Source organism: Solibacillus sp. FSL R7-0682, assembly GCF_038005985.1.
Taxonomy (GTDB): Bacteria; Bacillota; Bacilli; order Bacillales_A; family Planococcaceae; genus Solibacillus.
Genome location: NZ_JBBOUI010000001.1, coordinates 340,749 through 358,335, shown reverse-complemented (window position 1 = coordinate 358,335; position 17,587 = coordinate 340,749). Strand labels below are relative to the sequence as shown.

At 37.2% G+C, this 17,587-nt stretch carries 13 protein-coding genes and 1 riboswitch; of the genes, 2 read left to right on the top strand and 11 right to left on the bottom strand.

Annotation, left to right across the window (positions count from 1 at the left end):
- Positions 1–44: 44 nt before the first annotated feature.
- The 9 genes from MKZ17_RS01845 to MKZ17_RS01805 all read right to left on the bottom strand — a co-directional run bounded on the left by MKZ17_RS01845 (position 45) and on the right by MKZ17_RS01805 (position 13,056).
- Positions 45–1,085: a fatty acid desaturase family protein gene (locus MKZ17_RS01845; RefSeq protein ID WP_340722114.1), complete on the bottom strand. Its 1,041-nt coding sequence runs from the start codon at positions 1,083–1,085 to the stop codon at positions 45–47.
- 111 nt (positions 1,086–1,196) lie between these two features.
- Positions 1,197–1,709 carry a GNAT family N-acetyltransferase gene (locus MKZ17_RS01840; protein ID WP_340722113.1) on the bottom strand — a complete coding sequence of 171 codons (513 nt, stop codon included), beginning with the start codon at positions 1,707–1,709 and terminating at the stop codon, positions 1,197–1,199.
- Positions 1,710–1,770: 61 nt separating this feature from the next.
- Positions 1,771–5,202, bottom strand: a complete 3,432-nt coding sequence (metH, locus tag MKZ17_RS01835) for a methionine synthase (RefSeq protein ID WP_340722112.1) — start codon at positions 5,200–5,202, stop codon at positions 1,771–1,773.
- On the bottom strand, positions 5,195–7,039 hold the full coding sequence (locus MKZ17_RS01830; RefSeq protein WP_340722111.1) for a bifunctional homocysteine S-methyltransferase/methylenetetrahydrofolate reductase: 1,845 nt from the start codon (positions 7,037–7,039) through the stop codon (positions 5,195–5,197). The genes metH and MKZ17_RS01830 overlap by 8 nt, the downstream gene beginning before the upstream one ends.
- Before the next feature lie 100 nt (positions 7,040–7,139).
- A riboswitch (SAM riboswitch) is annotated at positions 7,140–7,237 on the bottom strand.
- A 201-nt stretch (positions 7,238–7,438) separates the two neighbouring features.
- On the bottom strand, positions 7,439–8,821 hold the full coding sequence (gene hemG, locus MKZ17_RS01825; protein ID WP_340725484.1) for a protoporphyrinogen oxidase: 1,383 nt from the start codon (positions 8,819–8,821) through the stop codon (positions 7,439–7,441).
- 112 nt (positions 8,822–8,933) lie between these two features.
- A complete protein-coding gene (locus MKZ17_RS01820; RefSeq protein ID WP_340722110.1) occupies positions 8,934–10,253 on the bottom strand; it encodes a globin-coupled sensor protein in 1,320 nt (439 codons plus the stop codon).
- A gap of 489 nt (positions 10,254–10,742) precedes the next feature.
- Entirely contained in the window at positions 10,743–11,234 is a 492-nt protein-coding gene (locus tag MKZ17_RS01815; protein WP_340722109.1) for a chemotaxis protein, read from the bottom strand.
- 75 nt (positions 11,235–11,309) lie between these two features.
- A complete protein-coding gene (locus MKZ17_RS01810; protein ID WP_340722108.1) occupies positions 11,310–12,149 on the bottom strand; it encodes a tetratricopeptide repeat protein in 840 nt (279 codons plus the stop codon).
- A gap of 4 nt (positions 12,150–12,153) precedes the next feature.
- The gene (locus tag MKZ17_RS01805; RefSeq protein WP_340722107.1) at positions 12,154–13,056 is read right to left on the bottom strand and encodes a LysR family transcriptional regulator; all 903 of its coding nucleotides are present in this window, start codon (positions 13,054–13,056) and stop codon (positions 12,154–12,156) included.
- Positions 13,057–13,252: 196 nt separating this feature from the next.
- Between MKZ17_RS01805 and MKZ17_RS01800 the strand changes: the two genes are divergently transcribed.
- Positions 13,253–14,005 (top strand): alpha/beta hydrolase, encoded by a 753-nt coding sequence (locus MKZ17_RS01800; protein ID WP_340722106.1) that lies wholly within the window; start codon positions 13,253–13,255, stop codon positions 14,003–14,005.
- 176 nt (positions 14,006–14,181) lie between these two features.
- Here MKZ17_RS01800 and MKZ17_RS01795 read toward each other — a convergent pair whose 3' ends face one another.
- The gene (locus MKZ17_RS01795; protein WP_340722105.1) at positions 14,182–15,558 is read right to left on the bottom strand and encodes an S-layer homology domain-containing protein; all 1,377 of its coding nucleotides are present in this window, start codon (positions 15,556–15,558) and stop codon (positions 14,182–14,184) included.
- Positions 15,559–15,925: 367 nt separating this feature from the next.
- Here MKZ17_RS01795 and MKZ17_RS01790 point away from each other — a divergent pair, with 367 nt between their 5' ends.
- Positions 15,926–16,813, top strand: a complete 888-nt coding sequence (locus tag MKZ17_RS01790) for a sulfurtransferase (RefSeq protein ID WP_340722104.1) — start codon at positions 15,926–15,928, stop codon at positions 16,811–16,813.
- A 193-nt stretch (positions 16,814–17,006) separates the two neighbouring features.
- Here the strand turns inward: MKZ17_RS01790 and MKZ17_RS01785 are convergent, their stop codons facing one another.
- A complete protein-coding gene (locus tag MKZ17_RS01785) occupies positions 17,007–17,546 on the bottom strand; it encodes a transcriptional regulator (RefSeq protein ID WP_340722103.1) in 540 nt (179 codons plus the stop codon).
- Positions 17,547–17,587: the final 41 nt, after the last annotated feature.

The following is a 17,587-nucleotide window of genomic DNA, read 5'->3' as shown; positions in this document are numbered from 1 at the left end:
GGTACCTCCAAATGAATGATGAGGTACCTAAGATTTTTGTTTATTTATTTTACAATAGATGTTTTACGACCTATGCGTGAAAGTTCTGATTTTGTCGCTTCCTTAAATGTGACAAAACGATAGTTTTCTGGATCATATAATTTATAACGAATTGATTCTAAGCTTGTCTTTAATGTAATCGTTGTCGCCTTTTGTAGTGGTTTAATCGATTCATGTGCATCTTCTAATTTATAGTTCGGTACACGAGGCGATAAATGGTGAACATGGTGGAAGCCAATATTCCCTGTGATCCATTGGAGCAATTTTGGTAGTTTATAATAAGAACTTCCTTCAACTGCTGCCTTCACATAATCCCATTCTGTGTCCACTTCAAAATATGAATCCTCATACGTATGCTGAATGTAGAACAACCAAATTCCCATTGAGCCCGCGATAAATAATGTAAGCCCGTGTACTAATAAGAAAGTTGTCCAACCAAAAATTAAGATTAAAGTCGTACAAACTACAAGAAGTACGATATTCGTAAAGTACGTATTTAATCGTTCTTTACGCTTCGCATCCTTGCGATTAAAACGGTTTAACACTAATACCATAAATAACGGTCCTAAGCCGAACATTACAAGTGGATTGCGATAAAGTCGATAACCTAAGCGACCAAGCTTAGATTTTTCAAGATACTCATCAACTGTTAACATATCGATATCGCCAATTCCACGCTTATCCAAGTTCGAACTTGTTGCATGGTGAATCGTATGCTCACGCTTCCATTTTTCATAAGGGAATGACGTTAAAATTCCTGAAATATTCCCGATAATATCATTTGCTTTTTTACTTTTGAAAAATGAGCCATGTGTACAGTCATGGAAAATAATAAATGTACGAACAACAAAGCCTGAAGCAATTACACTACATAAAGCTGTATACCATGGAGAATAAGGTAGTAGCACATAGCCCGCTCCCCAGATTAATAATAAAGGTAATAGTGTATTTATTAGCTGTTGAATACTTAAACGCGTTTCAGATTTTGCAAAAGGAGCAACTTCTTTACGCAATTGTTTTGTTTTTTCTACATCTTTACTAGCCATTTTGTATCCCTCTTTCCTCCAAATCATTACACTTATCTTAATTAAATCGAGGAAATTCAAAAACGCTCAAACATCACATTTTTTTTATGACAGATGTCATATGACTAGGTCCTAATTCTCTTTTGGTTCCGTTGGTCCTTGTAAATCAAGCTGATAAAAGACAAGGTCCAGCCAACGATTAAATTTGTAACCCGCATTTCGAATTGTTCCACTATATGTAAAACCTAGCTTTTCATGAATACGTATACTCGGCTCATTGTCTTTATCGATACATCCAACCATCGTTTTTACTTCCTGCTTCGTTGCATATTCGATTAGCCCAGACATTAATTTACTCGCTATGCCTTTTTTGTAATGGTTTTTATGCACATAAACCGAGTGCTCTACTGTATATTGATAGGCTGGATATGCACGGAACGGACCATATGTCGCATATCCCGCAACTTCTCCATTATCTTCATACACAAAGAGAGGTTCTCCTGCCTGTTGCTTCTTTTCAAACCACTCCATACGCTGTTTTATTGTTTGTTCTTTATACATATAAATTGCCGTTGAATTTACAATATTATCATTAAAAATTTCTAAAATTGTCGGGATATCCGCAGCAGTGGCTTGTCGAATCATGATTAATTCCTCCTAGACTTTTAAGCCGCCCTACCAATGGTGGACGGCTTTTACATTTTACTTATACATTAAAATAGCGGGCATTTGGATGCGCAAACACAATGGCAGAAACACTGGCCTCTGGTTCCATCATAAAGCCTTCTGTTAATTGTATGCCAATATCTTCTGGCTTCAATAGGTCAAACAGCTTTTCTTGATCCTCTAAATTTGGACATGCTGGGTAGCCGAAGCTAAAACGCTGCCCTTGATATTTTGCTGCGAATCGATCACGCATCGTAAAGTCGGTCGCATCTGGGAAGCCCCATTGATCACGAATCTCCTGGTGAATACGCTCTGCAAATCCTTCCGCTAATTCTAACGCTGTAGCTTGTAGTGCATGGCTTTCTAAAAACTTCCCTGCTTCTTTTAATTCTCGCGCCTTCTCACTTACACCATACCCAGCAGTCACAACCATTAATGCGATATAATCCATTTCACCACTTTCAACAGGTTTTAAAAAGTCTGCCAAGCATAAAAACGGCTCAACCTGCTGGCGTGGGAAAGTAAAACGTTTAATTTCTATTGTTTGATCCTCTGGACTATATACGACTACATCATCCCCATCTGAATGGGCAGGGAAAAATTGATACATGCCGGATGCGGATAATAGATCGCTATTTAAATAATTATTTACTAGTGTAGTTAATTGAATGGCACGCTCATCTTGATTCGCTAACAGCTGTTCCAGATTGCCCTTGAGTCCTAAGTGATGTCCAATTAATGTACGCATATTAACATAAGGCTGTAAGTGTGATACCGCATAATTACGCTTCACATGACGAAGCAAATCCTTTGGTTTAAATACATTTGCATCCTCGACTGTTCGTACTGGCTTTTCGGCAACCGCAACGGCCGGCCGAGCTGCACGCTTCGCATCTGCCTCAATGCGCTTTTCACGGGATTCACGTAGTTCAGCTAATAGCGTCTCACGTGTTCCTTCATTCATTAAACGATTTGCCTGTTCGAGACCTTGCATTGCATCCTTTGAATAAATTACAGGTCCATCATATTGATCAGCAATTTTTGTTTCAGTAAAACGACGAGATAATGCCGCGCCCCCAACTAAAATTGGCACATCAATTCCTGCCTCTTTAAAGTCTTGGGCAGTCGTCACCATTTGCTGAGCAGATTTTACGAGCAATCCTGAAAGTCCAATAAAATCAGGCTTTTCTTTACGAACTGCATCAATTAGTTGGGCTGGCGTTACTTTAATACCTAAATCGACAACCCGGTAACCGTTATTACTTAAAATAATATCGACGAGGTTTTTGCCAATGTCATGTACATCTCCTTTAACCGTTGCAAGTACCATCGTCCCTTTACTTGCACTAGAATCGCCCTTTTCCATAAACTGTTCTAAATGAGCAACGGCAGCTTTCATCACACCAGCACTTTGTAGTACTTCTGCTACGATTAATTGGTTGTCATTAAATAAGCGCCCAACTTCCGCCATTCCAGCCATTAGCGGGCCGTTAATAACCTCCAACGGCGTTTCAAAAATTTCTAGTGCTGCATTTAAGTCCTCAATGAGCCCTTCCTTTGTTCCTTCTAATATGTAGTACGCAAGACGCTCCTCAACGGTAGCCGGAAGTTCCTTTGTAGCTGCTTCTTTTTTCTTATCTCGGTAAAAGTCCGTAAATACAGCCAATGTGTCATCATTTGTATTAAAAATTAAATCATTCGCCAATTTAATTTCTGCTTCAGGAATCGAAGCATAGCGCTCTAATTTTTCCGTATTTACAATGGCATAATCAAGCCCTGCCTGTGTACAGTGATATAAATATACCGCATTAAGTACTTCACGACCTACTGGCGGTAAACCAAATGAAACATTACTAACGCCTAACACAGTTAAACAGTTCGGTAACTTTTCTTTAATAAGGCGAATCCCTTCAATCGTCTCTTCAGCCGCGCCAAGATATTGTTCATCTCCTGTACCAACAGGGAACATCAGTGGGTCAAAAATAATATCCTCAGGTGACATACCCCATTTTTCTGTTAACAACTTATAAGAACGCATTGCCACTTCAAGCTTTTTCTCACGGGTAACCGCCATTCCTATTTCATCGATCGTCCCGACAACAAGGGCAGCACCGTATTTTTTTACGAGAGGCATGACCGCATCAAAGCGTTCCTCACCATCCTCTAGATTAATGGAGTTAATAATCGCTTTCCCTTGTGAAAACTTTAGAGCCTCCTCCATAACTCGCTCATCAGTAGAGTCAATTACTAGAGGCACCTTTACCTTTTTTACCACTTCCTGCATGAAGTTTTTCATATCCTCTACTTCATCCCGGTCTGGGTTTGCCAAGCAAATATCAATGACATGGGCACCATTTTTTACTTGTGCACGGGCAATTTCCGCTGCCTCCTCAAACTTTCCTTCAATAATTAAGTTTTTAAATTTACGTGAGCCAATTACATTTGTGCGTTCACCAATAAAAAGCGGGCGCATCGACTCATCATATTGTAGCGGCTCAATCCCCGATACGACATGGCCATGCGTTTTTCTCTTTGGTTCACGCGGCGCTAAATCCTTTACAGCTTCACGGATTGCTGCGATATGTGCAGGTGTCGTCCCACAGCAGCCACCGACTATATTTAGCCAGCCCTTTTCAGCAAAGCCTTGCAGTTTTTTCGATAAGGATTCTGGTGTTTCGTGGTAACAACCTTCTTCATCCGGAAGACCTGCATTCGGATAACAGCTAATATAGCCATTGGAAAGCTCTGCTAATGACCGAATATGATCTGTCATAAATTCTGGACCAGTTGCACAGTTTAGACCAACTGATAATGGATTAATATGCTCGATTGAAATATAAAAAGCTTCAATTGATTGTCCAGCAAGTGTCGTTCCCATCGGCTCAATCGTTCCTGAAATCATAACTGGAAGCTCTTTTCCTACTTCATCAAATACTCGACGAATTGCAATGGTTCCAGCTTTTACATTGAGCATATCTTGCGAGGTTTCTAAAAGGAGTAAATCAGCACCTGCTTCAACTAGTGCCTTAGCTTGTATATAAAAGTTTTCCTCTAGCTCTTCAAACGTAATGCCACCTGTAACAGATAATGTTTTCGTTGTGGGTCCTATCGCTCCCGCAACAAAGCGTGGCCATTCAGGTGTCGAATATTCACGAGCCGCTTCTAATGCAATTTCTACAGCTTTTGTATTAATTTCAACAGCCTTGTTTCCAAGATTGTACTCATTTAATACGAGGGGGGTACCGCCAAATGTGTTCGTACATAAAATATCCGTGCCCGCATCTAAATAAGCCCGATGAATTTCCCCTAAAACGTCTGGTCGTGTAAGAACAAGGTTTTCATTACAGCCATCTAATTCTTCTCCACCAAAATCCTCATAGGTTAAATTTTCATTTTGAAGCATCGTCCCCATAGCACCATCGATGATTAATATTCTTTTTTGTAATTGCTCATGTATTGGGTGATTAAACATTTATGTGTACTCCTTTTTTGTTGGCATCCAATTGTTTTACGTAATCCATTAATTCGAGTGTCATATCGTAACGTAAAAACGGTGTAATTAAATAAATTCCATTGAAATATTGGCATGCTGTGTCTAGTAATTCTTTTGCAATCGCGATTCCTTCTGCAGTCGCGGCTTCCTTATCCTCACCGCACGCGGCCATCCTTGCTAGTACTTCATCAGACAATTTAATACCTGGCACCTCGTGATGGAGAAATTCTGCGCTTCTTGATGAAGTAAGCGGCATAATTCCAATATAAATTGGCGTTTCTAAATGCTTTGTCTCCTCATAAATTTCTACAATTTTTTCCTTTGAATAGACTGGCTGTGAAATGAAGTAATCCGCACCGTGCTCAATTTTTTTCTCTAAGCGCGCTACTGCACGGGCAAGTACTCGTACATTAGGATTGAACGCAGCAGCAACTGAGAAATTCGCCTGCTTCCGTAATGATTTACCTGTAAACGAACCACCTTTATTTAATTGCTTAATTAATGAAATGAGCTCCATGGATGACACATCATATACACTCGTCGCTCCAGGGAAGTCCCCAACCTTTGTTGGGTCACCTGTCACAACTAAAATATCATGTAATTCAAGTGCATCAAGTCCCATTAAATGCGATTGTAAGCCGATCAAATTCCGATCACGACATGTTAAATGTGGGAGGGACCGGATTCCATGCTCTTTTAAAATCGCGGCCATTGCAATATTACTAATGCGCGGCGATGCGAGGGAATTATCCGCCATCATCACAACATCTGCTCCTGCTCTCGCTAGCTGCTTTGCCCCTTCCACAAAGCCATCAATTTCTAAATGACGTGGGGTATCTAATTCTACAATAACAGAACGCTCACGCTTCGCTTTTTCATGGAGCGGCTCTTGCTTTCGCGGCTCTGCTTGACGAACGAATTCTGTGCGTCCTAGTAATTTTTCTTTTGTCGTAATTGGCTCTACATTTGCTAAGCGTGCCTTTAACGCTGCGATATGCTTTGGCGTTGTACCACAGCAGCCACCAATTAAACGAACACCTTGCTCTACTAGTTCAACTGCTGCACGGGCAAAGTAATCTGCTTCGGATTCATACACAACACGGCCATCTTCTACGTCCAATAACGAGGCATTTGGATAGGCAGATAAATACGCATTTTGCGGTAAATTTACTCCTTCAAAGGCTTGAATTGTATGAAATGGGCCGAGTCTACAGTTGCTACCCACAATATCTGCACCTAGGCGCTCTAAGTCATGTAGTGCCTCATTCAGCGATTGACCATTTAACAAAACGCCAGGTTCCTGCATTGTTACTTGTGCAATAATTGGTAAGTCTGTTAATGAACGCAATAAATGCACACTGTGTGATAATTCTTCAAAGTCATAATACGTTTCTAATAAAAATCCATCTGGTTCACCAACAAGTAACACATCCACCTGCTCTTTGAAAGCCCTTAAAATCTCCTCCAATGTTGCATCACTTTTTCGGATACCTCGAATTCCACCAATTGTCGCTAATACATACTGTCCTCCTGGAGCTGCCGCAGCTTTGGCAATTTCAATAGCCGCTTTATTAAACTCCTGCACACGTCCCTCAAAACCATAGCGCGCTAATTTGATTGCGTTAGCACCATATGTATTCGTCTGAATAATATCTGCACCTGCTGCAATGTAATCACTATGGATTTTTTCAATAATTTCTGGACGTGCAATGTTCATTTCTTCATGACAATAATCCAGTCCGTAAGAATATAATAATGTTCCGATTGCACCGTCCGCTGTTAACACTTTTGTCTTTAAATCTTCCAGTAATCCCATTACATCCACTCCATCGTTCACAGTATTTTCAGATATATTTGAATATAAAAAAACCTTCTTTAAAAATAAAAGAAGGTTACACAATGTCTGCTGTCATTCCTTCTCATCTTTTGGCAAAAGCCATCTGGATTTAGCACCTGACATAAGTTGGTTGCTGAAGTTTCTTAGGGCCAGTCCCTCGACTTCTCTTGATAAGAATTTTTATGAATTTTTTAAATAATTAAAAGAATCATACCGTTATAAACGAAAAACGTCAATACCCTTTAGCGGGGTAAAGTGAATCTTCTAGTCGTGGACGACCTTTCCCACGACTAGTTAGCTTCACCAATCGGGCTTTTACGGGCAGTTCTTAATTTTACTGCCCGTTTACGCGGGGTAAAGTGAATCTTCTAGTCAATCCTATAGAAGCGTAGCAATTTCCTGTCCTGTCTTTTTACCGTTTTGAATACATGCCCCAATTCCTACTCCGAAATATGAGCAGCCTGCTAACAATAAATTAGGATAACGTACTTCTAAATCTTTTACTACTACGTTTAATGCTTCATTATGAGCTAAATCATAACGCGGCATTTGATCGATCCACTTCGTTATGTTGACGATTGTTGGCTCTTCTTCAATTCCCAAGCTTAAACGAATGTCCTCAAGCGCGACCTTCGTTAGCTCTTCATCTGACATCGCCGCTAACTCCTCATAACGCACATTATTATTTTTATAAAATAATCGAACAAGTAAATTGCCTTGTGCGGACGTATGCTTCCATTTACGGCTTGTCCATGTTGATGCATTACATACTAATTCACTATTGTGTGAAACAATAAAACCCGTCCCATCTGCTGGTAAAACAGAATCCGGTACATCAAAGCCTACATACATAGTCAAAGCAGAAGCAGTTGTAAATTTTTGTAGCTGTACATCAAGCTGTTCATCCTTTAACACATGACGCACCGTTTCATTTGGCACTGCTAATACAACAACATCTGCCACGATTGTTTCATCTTGAAGTATGACTTCATAGCCTACGTCTAACTTGCGAATCTGTTTTGTTGCCGTATTTTTTTTGAATTCAACTTCTGGTAATAGTTCCTCTAATCGATCAATAATAGCTGACAAGCCTTTTTGGAAGGAGATAAACTTTTTATTGGCTGCCTTATCGAATTGTGCACGATTCGCTTCAAAGCCTTTAATGATTGAGCCATATTCATTTTTATAATCAACTAAATAAGGCAACGTAGAGGCTAAGCTCAGCTGATATAAATCCCCGGAGTAAACACCCGCAAGCACAGGTGCAATTTGATTATGAACTAGCTCTTCTCCTAAGAAATGCGCCAAAAAAGAACCAATCGAGCTTTCTTTCGTGAAGCTAGTGTTAGGTAACATTAAATCTTGCAGTGCTCGTTGCTTCCCTTCTTCAGAAACGAGCGTACTAGACATGAGGGAATCCACGCTCATTGGTATCCCAAATGTCGAACCCTCCGGAATAGCATGTAGCTCATTATTAGTATGAATATAAGAGATGCCTGTTTCGTTATAAACAAGCTGCGATTCGAAATCGAGCTCCTTTACTAGCTCTATTACACCTGGGTGCCTTGCAACTATCGAGTCTGCACCCGTTTCCATAATAAAGCCACTTGCCTGTTGGGAGTGAATTTTCCCTCCTAAGTACTCATTTTTTTCAATTAATATTAACCGTGCTTTATTATTTGTTTCCTCTAATTGCTTTTTTAAATAATGCATTGTACAAAGACCTGTAATCCCTCCACCAACTACGACCACTGTTTTCATATATACCTTCTCCAATCCGTTCATGTTTCTTTCTCCAGTATAATCTTTTTTGAATTCATTTTGGACTGATGGATATTACAAATTTTAAACGAAAAAAAGATTAGGGGAAAACTCACCCTAATCCATTAAACTTCTCATTATCTTGTAAGTCTTGCGAAATTGTTGCTAAATTATCCGCTGCAATTGTTACTTCATCAAAGGCAGCTCCTAGTTCAGTAATAACTGAGCCAATTAACCCCACTTCTTGCTCTACAAGATTGCTTTGAATTTTTGTTTCCTTCAATGATTCCACGATTGCAGAAAACTGCGCTTCTGTGCCTTTCATACTTTCTTCACCAGCTTGAACCGCAACTTTAATTTCTTTTAAGGACTCTAATAATCTTGTTGTACGAATATTTGTATTTTGTAATAGTTCTTCCACATTTATCGTAGAATCTTTTGTTTGCTCCGAAAGCTTTCGAACTTCACCCGCTACAACACCAAAACCTTTACCCGCTTCGCCTGCACGTGCCGCTTCAATCGCTGCATTTAATGCTAAAAGGTTCGTTTGGTTGGCAATATTCGTAACAATACCCATCGTTTGCTCCATCTCTTTTGAAATTTCCGCTAACTTTTCAATTTCCAAAGAAATCGAGCCAACCGCATCATGTATAGCATCCATACTCATCGATTGATGTTGAATTTGAACTTTACCATGATGAGCTTGATCTGTAGCAATTGTTGAAAGGTCAATAGCTCTTTTAGTATAGGAAACCATAACATCTGCTTGCGTCGATAGTTGGTGAAACGAAGCATTTGTTTGCTCAGATATTGCCGCTAAATTTGAGGATGATTCAATAATAGAATTACCTACATTGCGTCGTTCTTCCTCTAAACGTTGTTGCATTCTCTCTACGACAGCTTCATATTCCTCTAACACGACTTGCTGTTCGAAATTCAATATTTTTGAAATGGCTTCTAATGTCCGAAAACGTTGTTCATCATTATCAATGTTTATTTTCACTAAACGGATAAATTCGACTAACAAACTTTGGAATGCACCAATATACCATTTGGTTTTCAACCCTATTCGTACATGTACTTGTGCAATTTTTTTACGTTTCAAAAAATATTCGTCATTGATAGTACCACTGAACATTTCACAAATATGCCTATTTAACGTAACTTTCAAGCGATCAATAGAGCTATTATCATTAATAATTTGAACTAAGCTAGATTCCATCCCTAAATTGCGATAAAAGGTATCTACAATATGTTCAATATTTTCATCAATATAGGGCTTAAATATTTTTAAATATTTTAAATCTCCTTCTGTTAAGTCCAACATTTCAAGTTGTTTAGCTATGGGAGAATTTTCGGTATACTCTAACTTCACATTTACTTGTTGGATAGATGTCGCATGGGAATTCTCATCTTTCTTCTTAAAAAACATCTTCTACCTCGCCTTATTAAAATTGCTCTTCTTTCTTTTTTACATTTGAAGATTGTTTAAAAGAAACATTACCGAGCTCGTTGTTTAGACACTTTACCGTGATACATACTATTCATCTAGCAAAAAATTACCCTTTAAAATGCCATTACACCATTTTATCGGATATAACTTTTCTATTGTAATTGTTAAATATGTCATTTAATTAACATTCCTATTATAAATAAGGTTCTTATGAAATGAAACAAAATAGTAATAAAAATGGAAATATTTTATTCTTTTGCCCTATTTCACCTCACGATGTATTAGTTATTTATTAATATTATAATGCTATTTATAAAACGGACTTCTAGTATAATTGAAGATATCACGTGCTTAAAATTGGAAAATTATACTATTAAATTTCTTGAAACAATTATAGTTAAAATTACAAAATAAGTAAATTAAAAAGTAATTTTTCAGTTTGAGTTAGAAAAATTACTTAAATCGTCCTCATAATAATGAAAGCTGTTTATTCAATGTAATCATTTCTACTTGCAATGATACAGAACGCTTTTCAAAATATCGAATACGCTCTTCACTACGATTTTCCGTGAGATGATTTTTATCTAACATTGTAATGGCATCACTTACAAATAGTCTTAATGTACGCAACCCTGACTCCAACTTCCTGACTTCTCTTCCGTATATCAGTATTTTATCGTCCGTTGCTCGTCCTTTTTTATTAAGAATTATTGTTGTATTAATCCGGTTATCAATTTCCTCATAGCGTTTTGTTTGTCGTGTACAAACTGTAGTCACTTTTTCATTGTATTTACGAACTTCTTGGTTATCGATACCCGTTTGTAACTCCCCTTTTAAATACTCAACAATTGTACAAAGCATTGTTAAATCTTCTTGTTGCTCAAGTAATATTTGATGAAGCATCCCCAAATTGCCTTCTTTTAAATTTGAAGATACATGCGGTACTGCTAGCATAAACATAGAATCTCCCCTTACATTCGATTTACGAATATCATTCCTGCAATCCATACATTTAAAACTTGCTCACGCATTACATTATTCCTGTTTCAATTGCTCAGACGCCTTCTTACGCCACTTTGTTGCTTCGTTTGCATCAATCATTTCATATAATTCTACTAGCTTTTCAGTTGATTGCACATCACCCAATAAACTAGCCTGTTTATAATAGCGAATTGCTTGTTCCAAACTTTGCTTTACCCCATAACCATTTTCATAACAGTATGCCATATTATAAATTGCATCCACGTGAAATCCTTCCGCTCCCTTTAAAAACCATTTCACAGCTTCCTTCTCATTTTGTGGCTGATCGAGCTCTCCTGAAAAATGAATCATACCTATTCGGTAAACTGCATCAAGATATCCCCCCGCTGCGGCTTTGCAATAATATTGGAGCGCCTGTTTCGGATTTTCTTCTGTTCCTAATCCTTGCTCATACATAATACCGAGTGTATACATTGCTTCTACTACGCCTATTTCGGCAGCTTTTGTAAACCACATAAGCGCTACCTCTTCATTAACCACTGTCCCTTCGCCATTCAAATACATATCCGCTAAATTATTGATAGCATCTGGATGTTTTTTCAGGGCTGCACGCTCATAAAAATGGAAGGCTAGCTCGACACTCCCTCTATTATCAAGCTCTTCAAAATAGCAATTCGCTAATTCGTATAGTGCATCTGCATCATCGTGGATTTCTATAGCTCGTATAAGCAAATGATACATTTCTTTATAATAGGATTGTTCCTTATACAATAAAGCAATTTTTATCATTGCTTCTACTTCATTATTATTGGCCTGTGTATATTGCTGTTTCCAATACGAAGCATTCTCCGGTGATCTATTATCAATGAACTTTTCAAATTGTTGTTTATCCAATTCATCACCTTCTTTTAAACTCTTCAATTTTTTTTTGAAAATAATCAAGTAAATATTGCTTAAACTCTGTTGCTGCTGGAGGCAAATATCGATTTTTCGCCCAGGATACACCTACAGAGCGATAGCAAGGTGGATCTACCTTTAAGCGCTTTACATTATAATGATCTAGTCCTTTAATATTTGGAATCAATGATATCCCCATACCTGCGCCAACAAATCCAGCCACAGTATGCATTTCTTCGGCCGCAAATGTCGTATTTAATTTTATCCCTTCACTTAAGAAAAATTCATCAACTAATTGACGTAATGAGTTCCCCTTTTTTATGGCAATAAACGGCTCGTCCTTTACATCCTCTAACTTGATTGTTTCTCGATGAGCAAGTGGATGTGTTGTCGGAACAATTAAAAAAAGCTCTTCAACAAAAAGCTCTTCTGTTTCAATTTCAATGACTTTTGATTCGATTTTTTGCGATAAACATAAATCGATTGCCCCTTCTTCTAAACGTTTCAATAAATTTAATGATGTAGCTTGCGTTAATGAAAATTGCATATTTGGAAAGCGCTCTGTCGTTGCGGCAATTAATTCCGGTACAATCTCCATCCCAAGTGTATGAATAAAGCCAAAGGATACTTCTCCAGATCCGGGTTTAATAATATCTTCAAACTCTTCCTTTATCCGCTCATACTCATCTAAAATAATATTCACACTTTGTAAAAAAAGTTGTCCAAAGCGGTTTAAATAAATCGAACGTCCTTCTCGGTCAAATAAGGGCACACCTAATTCTTGCTCAATGTTTGAAATGGACTTACTTAACGCAGGTTGGGAAATCGATAAAATTTCCGCGGCTCGTGTCATATGTTGCATTGTAGCAACGGTTTTGAAATATTGAAGCTGTTCAATCTCCATTTTGCATACCTCACATCATTAATAACTTTTTGGAATCAAAACAATAGAAATAATAAATTGTACTTATATATTTATACCTTTTATAATAGTCGGTAGCAACTAGAATTCATATCAAAATCCATTTTAAATTTCAAGAGTTTTTCATAAAAATTTATAAAATTGACATAATTAACTTCACAAAGGGGTCTAAAAGACAATGAAACTCATCGCGCCGAAACCTTTTACAATTGAAGCTGAAGCTCGTAAACGTGCTGTATTATTACTTCACGGATTTACCGGTAACACAAATGATGTAAAACGTTTAGGAAAATATTTATCTGATCGCAACTATACTGTTCATGCACCTTTATATAAAGGCCATGGCGGTGGTCCTGATTTATTAATTCAATCTAATCCGACTGAATGGTGGGATAGTGTTATTGAAGGCTATGATGTATTGAAAAGCCGTGGTTATGAAGAAATTGCGGTAGCTGGTGTATCGCTTGGCGGTATCTTCTCTTTAAAGCTTGGCGAAGAACGTCCAACAAAAGCGATTGTTACAATGTCTGCTCCTGCCATGTCAAAATCAACTGCTAGCTTGCAAAATCGTATTGTGGATTATGCTATTAATTATAAAAAATTAGCTGGCACTTATGATGAAACGACAGATACTCGAGATAAAATTGCTGAGCTAGTAAAAATGCCTTCGTTAAATTATTTGCAAAATATGATTAACGAAACAAGTGAAAAATTAAATGTTATTCAAACTCCAGTCCATATTTTACGCGGATTAGAAGATGATGAATATTACTGTGAAAGTGCTGACTTAATTTATAGTTCCGTAAACTCTCGTATCAAATCCGTAAAAACATTTATTAATTCTGGTCATATATTAACATTAGGTAAAGAGCGTGAATTAGTATTTGAAGAAATTTATCGTTTCTTTGAAGGCCTAAAGTGGAAAGAATAATCTTGTGTCCCCTTGCAAAAATCCCCGTTTTTGCAATGATATATTTGAAAGACGCATCTTGTGCAGTGCTAGCGTAAGATGCTGTTCTTTCTTACATCGACTTGAAAAAATAATTTATTCTCGTCGACAAAAATGAGCGATAGCATGGATCCCCGTCCATCTATCGCTCATTTTAATTACTCTTCAGAAAGTGCGGTTACGATAATTTTCGCTAATTGTGCGCGCGTTACTTTATTAAATGGTGAGAAAGTTGTAGCACTTGTTCCCTCTGCAATTCCATAGTCGTATAAGTACGTAATGGCAACTTGAGTTTCCTTATTAAGTTTTACAATATCTTTAAATGGAGCGATAGCAGTTGGCACATATTCCTCTCCGACTAAATGATTGGAAAGACGCATTAACATTAATGCTAGCTGTGCTCGTGTAATTTCTTCTTTTGGATTAAAGTAACCACCATTCTCGTTCACAAGTCCTGCCTCAAAAGCTGCTGCTATTTCAGTTTGCGTTTGTGAGTCGTAATTACTAATGTCTTTAAATGGTGCTTGCTTTGTCGCTGTTAATTCGAAAGCGCGAGAAATAACTGATAACACTTGCACTCTTGTCATATTGACATTCGGCTTAAAAGTACCATCTTCATAACCTTTTACAATGCCGCTTTCATAGGCAATATGAATATAATTTTTACCCCAGTGATCTGAAAGATCCGTGAAGTAGTCCTCTTGTTCTGTTAATATATCCTCTAAAATATCTTCAATGTCCTCAAAATATGTTAGAAAATAATCTGCCATCATATTATTTGCAACTTCTTCATACCCAGCTGCACTTAAATGAATATTTTGTGGATTTGGCAAATACGCTGCCGTATCACTTGCAACGACCTCGGCAACATCTGAGAAGATACCTTCATGCCCTTCAACTACATTTTTTATTGCATTATTAATTGTTGTCACTAATGTGTTGAGCTGAGCTTGAACTGCTAAATCTTTTATATGTGGGAATGGATTATATAGCCCCATCACAAGAATATCTACTTCTGGATTTATCGTATAAATCTCAGTGAAGATTTTATCATAGTTCGTTGTGATCTCCTGAACGCTCTTTAATACATTCGCTGTATCAAATGTAAGTTCACCTGATTCACTACGTTTTACATTTTTCAATATATCATTTGCGCCAATACTTAATGTAATAAGGTCTGCTTGTTGAATTGCCTCACGAATTGTAGCTGTTGATTGCGATAAACCATTTAAATCATAAACTGGCTTTGTCACATTGGTTTGAATATCCTTTAAGACATCAACTGTTGTATAACCTGGATATGCGAATCCCTTATTAAAATGAATTAGATCACTTTCTTCAAGGAAGGCTTTTGTTATATAGTCTGCATAGCCAAGGCCTACCTCACTGTTTTCATTTACCCCAGCTGCAAGAGAATCACCTAATGCTAAATAATAAAATGTCTCCTCAACTTCTTCGGCTTGAACAATTGTTGAAAATGGGATTACTAATTGTAAAACTAGTAATAATGCCACAAAAATGCTTAACTTTTTCATCCAAATCCCCCTTAATTATGAAACTAGTTCATATTATAAGTTATTCATAAGTAAAAAACAAAATAATCTCAAAAATGGAAAGTATATAAAATTTCATCGTAGGTAATAAATTATTTAAAAATAACATTCCACGTGAAACAATAAGTATTAATTGAATAATTCAGTATATTAAAATTGTATTATATTGGCCTTTAAATTATTTTTACAAAGGCATTTATTTTAGTAATCTTTAGAAAATGATTATGTGCCATGGATATTTATAAAATAATTTAAATTTTCTATTAATTTTATTTGAAATTATTGAACACATATTCTACAATAAAACCAAGTAAACAAATACACTTTAAAAGAAATGGAGGGTTTTAAATTGAGTAATGTTCCGTTAATAGTCGATAGTGCTTGGCTTGCTGAAAGGTTAGGTGATCCTAAGCTACGCCTTTTAGACGCAACTACATTTTTAAGTATTCCTGACGGGGACGATCGACCAGGTATATGGTCTGGGGAAAAGGCCTATTTAGAGGAACATATCCCTGGTGCTGTGTTTGCCAATATTTTAGGCTCTTTCTCGGACCAAAATGCAGCGCTTCCTTTTACACTTCCAAGCCGAGAGCAATTTGTAGAGGAAAGTGAAAAACTTGGTCTTTCAGAAGATACGTATGTTGTCATCTATGACCGTGGCGCGTTAGCCAACGCTGATGTAATTGCTTCTTATTGGGCGTCTCGCCTTCGTTGGCAATTAAAATATGAAGGCTTTGACAACGTCGCTGTACTAGATGGCGGGTTAGTAAAATGGAAGCAAGAAGGTCGTCCAACAACTTCCGAAGTAACGACATATCCGCGTGGAAAGTTTACAGGTATTCGTCGCACGGAATTAATCGTCACAAAAGAGCAAGTTCGTGTTGCCATCAATCGAGATGAAGTTGTCTTAATAAATAGTCTTTCCCCTGCTGATTTTAAGGGAGAAACAAATACGTACCCTCGAAAAGGACATATTCCATCAAGTAAAAATGTATTTTTCGGCAGTCACTCCGATAATTCAACGCGTCTTTTATTTGACGATGAGACTTTATATAAAACGTTCGATGCAATCGGCGCTCTTGAACCTGATAAAACCGTCATTACCTATTGCGGTGGCGGTATCGCAGCAACATGGAATGCCTTATTATTAAATAAGCTTGGTCAAGAAAAGGTTGCCGTTTATGACGGCTCAATGAATGAGTGGGCAAGTGATGAAAGCTGCCCTTTAGTTGTGTAACATAATATAAACATAGCTGTTCGCTCAAATCTTCCAATTTTTATTCAACAACAATAAAACCGTTATCCTCAGGATTCGCTCCCTGAATGGATAACGGTTTTGTTTTGATAGCGAAAATTTAATGCAAACAAAATTTACAAACATCGAGGTCGTATAATTCATCATTTCATCCGGAAATGCAACTACTTGTCTTTTAGTTTTCCGGAATAATTGTAATAGCGATAGTTCTAACTGGAGCATCTTTTTCATTGCTCTTGGTATGATAATATTTAATCATTAATTCATTTAATTCATTTTGAAATTGCCTGAACTGTTCCTCATCTATTTTTAAATCCACTACAGAAAAAGTTGAACGATCCTCTTTTCCGTTTTGTTGTTCTAAGTTTTCAAGATAACTTTGATATTGCGTCATTAGTAATAATTGATAATAAGAAATATAATCTAGCTTTTCCTCAATAGAAACTCTCCCCCATTCTTCTCCGTCTATTCTTATCTCATCTTCATTTAGTGCGTAATATTTTTCAGAAACTGATTTCACCTTTTTTTCACTTACTACGCTTACAATCCCAGAATCAACCATAACTTGTATGTGTCTATACAAAGTCGCTTGGGGCACATCTTTAAGAATTTTTACCATCTCTAGTGGTGTAAGTCCCTCTTCTTTATTTCTTAGTAATGCTTGGCAAATTTTTATTCTTACTGGATGCATTAAAATTTCAACTTTATTACTCACAATATCACCTTATTTTTGATTTAATTTAATTCTCATTATAG

Bases quoted from the DNA above. Each gene is read 5' to 3' on its own strand.
- MKZ17_RS01830 (WP_340722111.1), bottom strand. From the start codon at position 7,039: ATGGGATTACTGGAAGATTTAAAGACAAAAGTGTTAACAGCGGACGGT.
- MKZ17_RS01840 (WP_340722113.1), bottom strand. From the start codon at position 1,709: ATGATTCGACAAGCCACTGCTGCGGATATCCCGACAATTTTAGAAATT.
- MKZ17_RS01820 (WP_340722110.1), bottom strand. From the start codon at position 10,253: ATGTTTTTTAAGAAGAAAGATGAGAATTCCCATGCGACATCTATCCAA.
- MKZ17_RS01795 (WP_340722105.1), bottom strand. From the start codon at position 15,558: ATGAAAAAGTTAAGCATTTTTGTGGCATTATTACTAGTTTTACAATTA.
- hemG (WP_340725484.1), bottom strand. From the start codon at position 8,821: ATGAAAACAGTGGTCGTAGTTGGTGGAGGGATTACAGGTCTTTGTACA.
- MKZ17_RS01805 (WP_340722107.1), bottom strand. From the start codon at position 13,056: ATGGAGATTGAACAGCTTCAATATTTCAAAACCGTTGCTACAATGCAA.
- metH (WP_340722112.1), bottom strand. From the start codon at position 5,202: ATGTTTAATCACCCAATACATGAGCAATTACAAAAAAGAATATTAATC.
- MKZ17_RS01845 (WP_340722114.1), bottom strand. From the start codon at position 1,085: ATGGCTAGTAAAGATGTAGAAAAAACAAAACAATTGCGTAAAGAAGTT.
- MKZ17_RS01815 (WP_340722109.1), bottom strand. From the start codon at position 11,234: ATGTTTATGCTAGCAGTACCGCATGTATCTTCAAATTTAAAAGAAGGC.
- MKZ17_RS01800 (WP_340722106.1), top strand. From the start codon at position 13,253: ATGAAACTCATCGCGCCGAAACCTTTTACAATTGAAGCTGAAGCTCGT.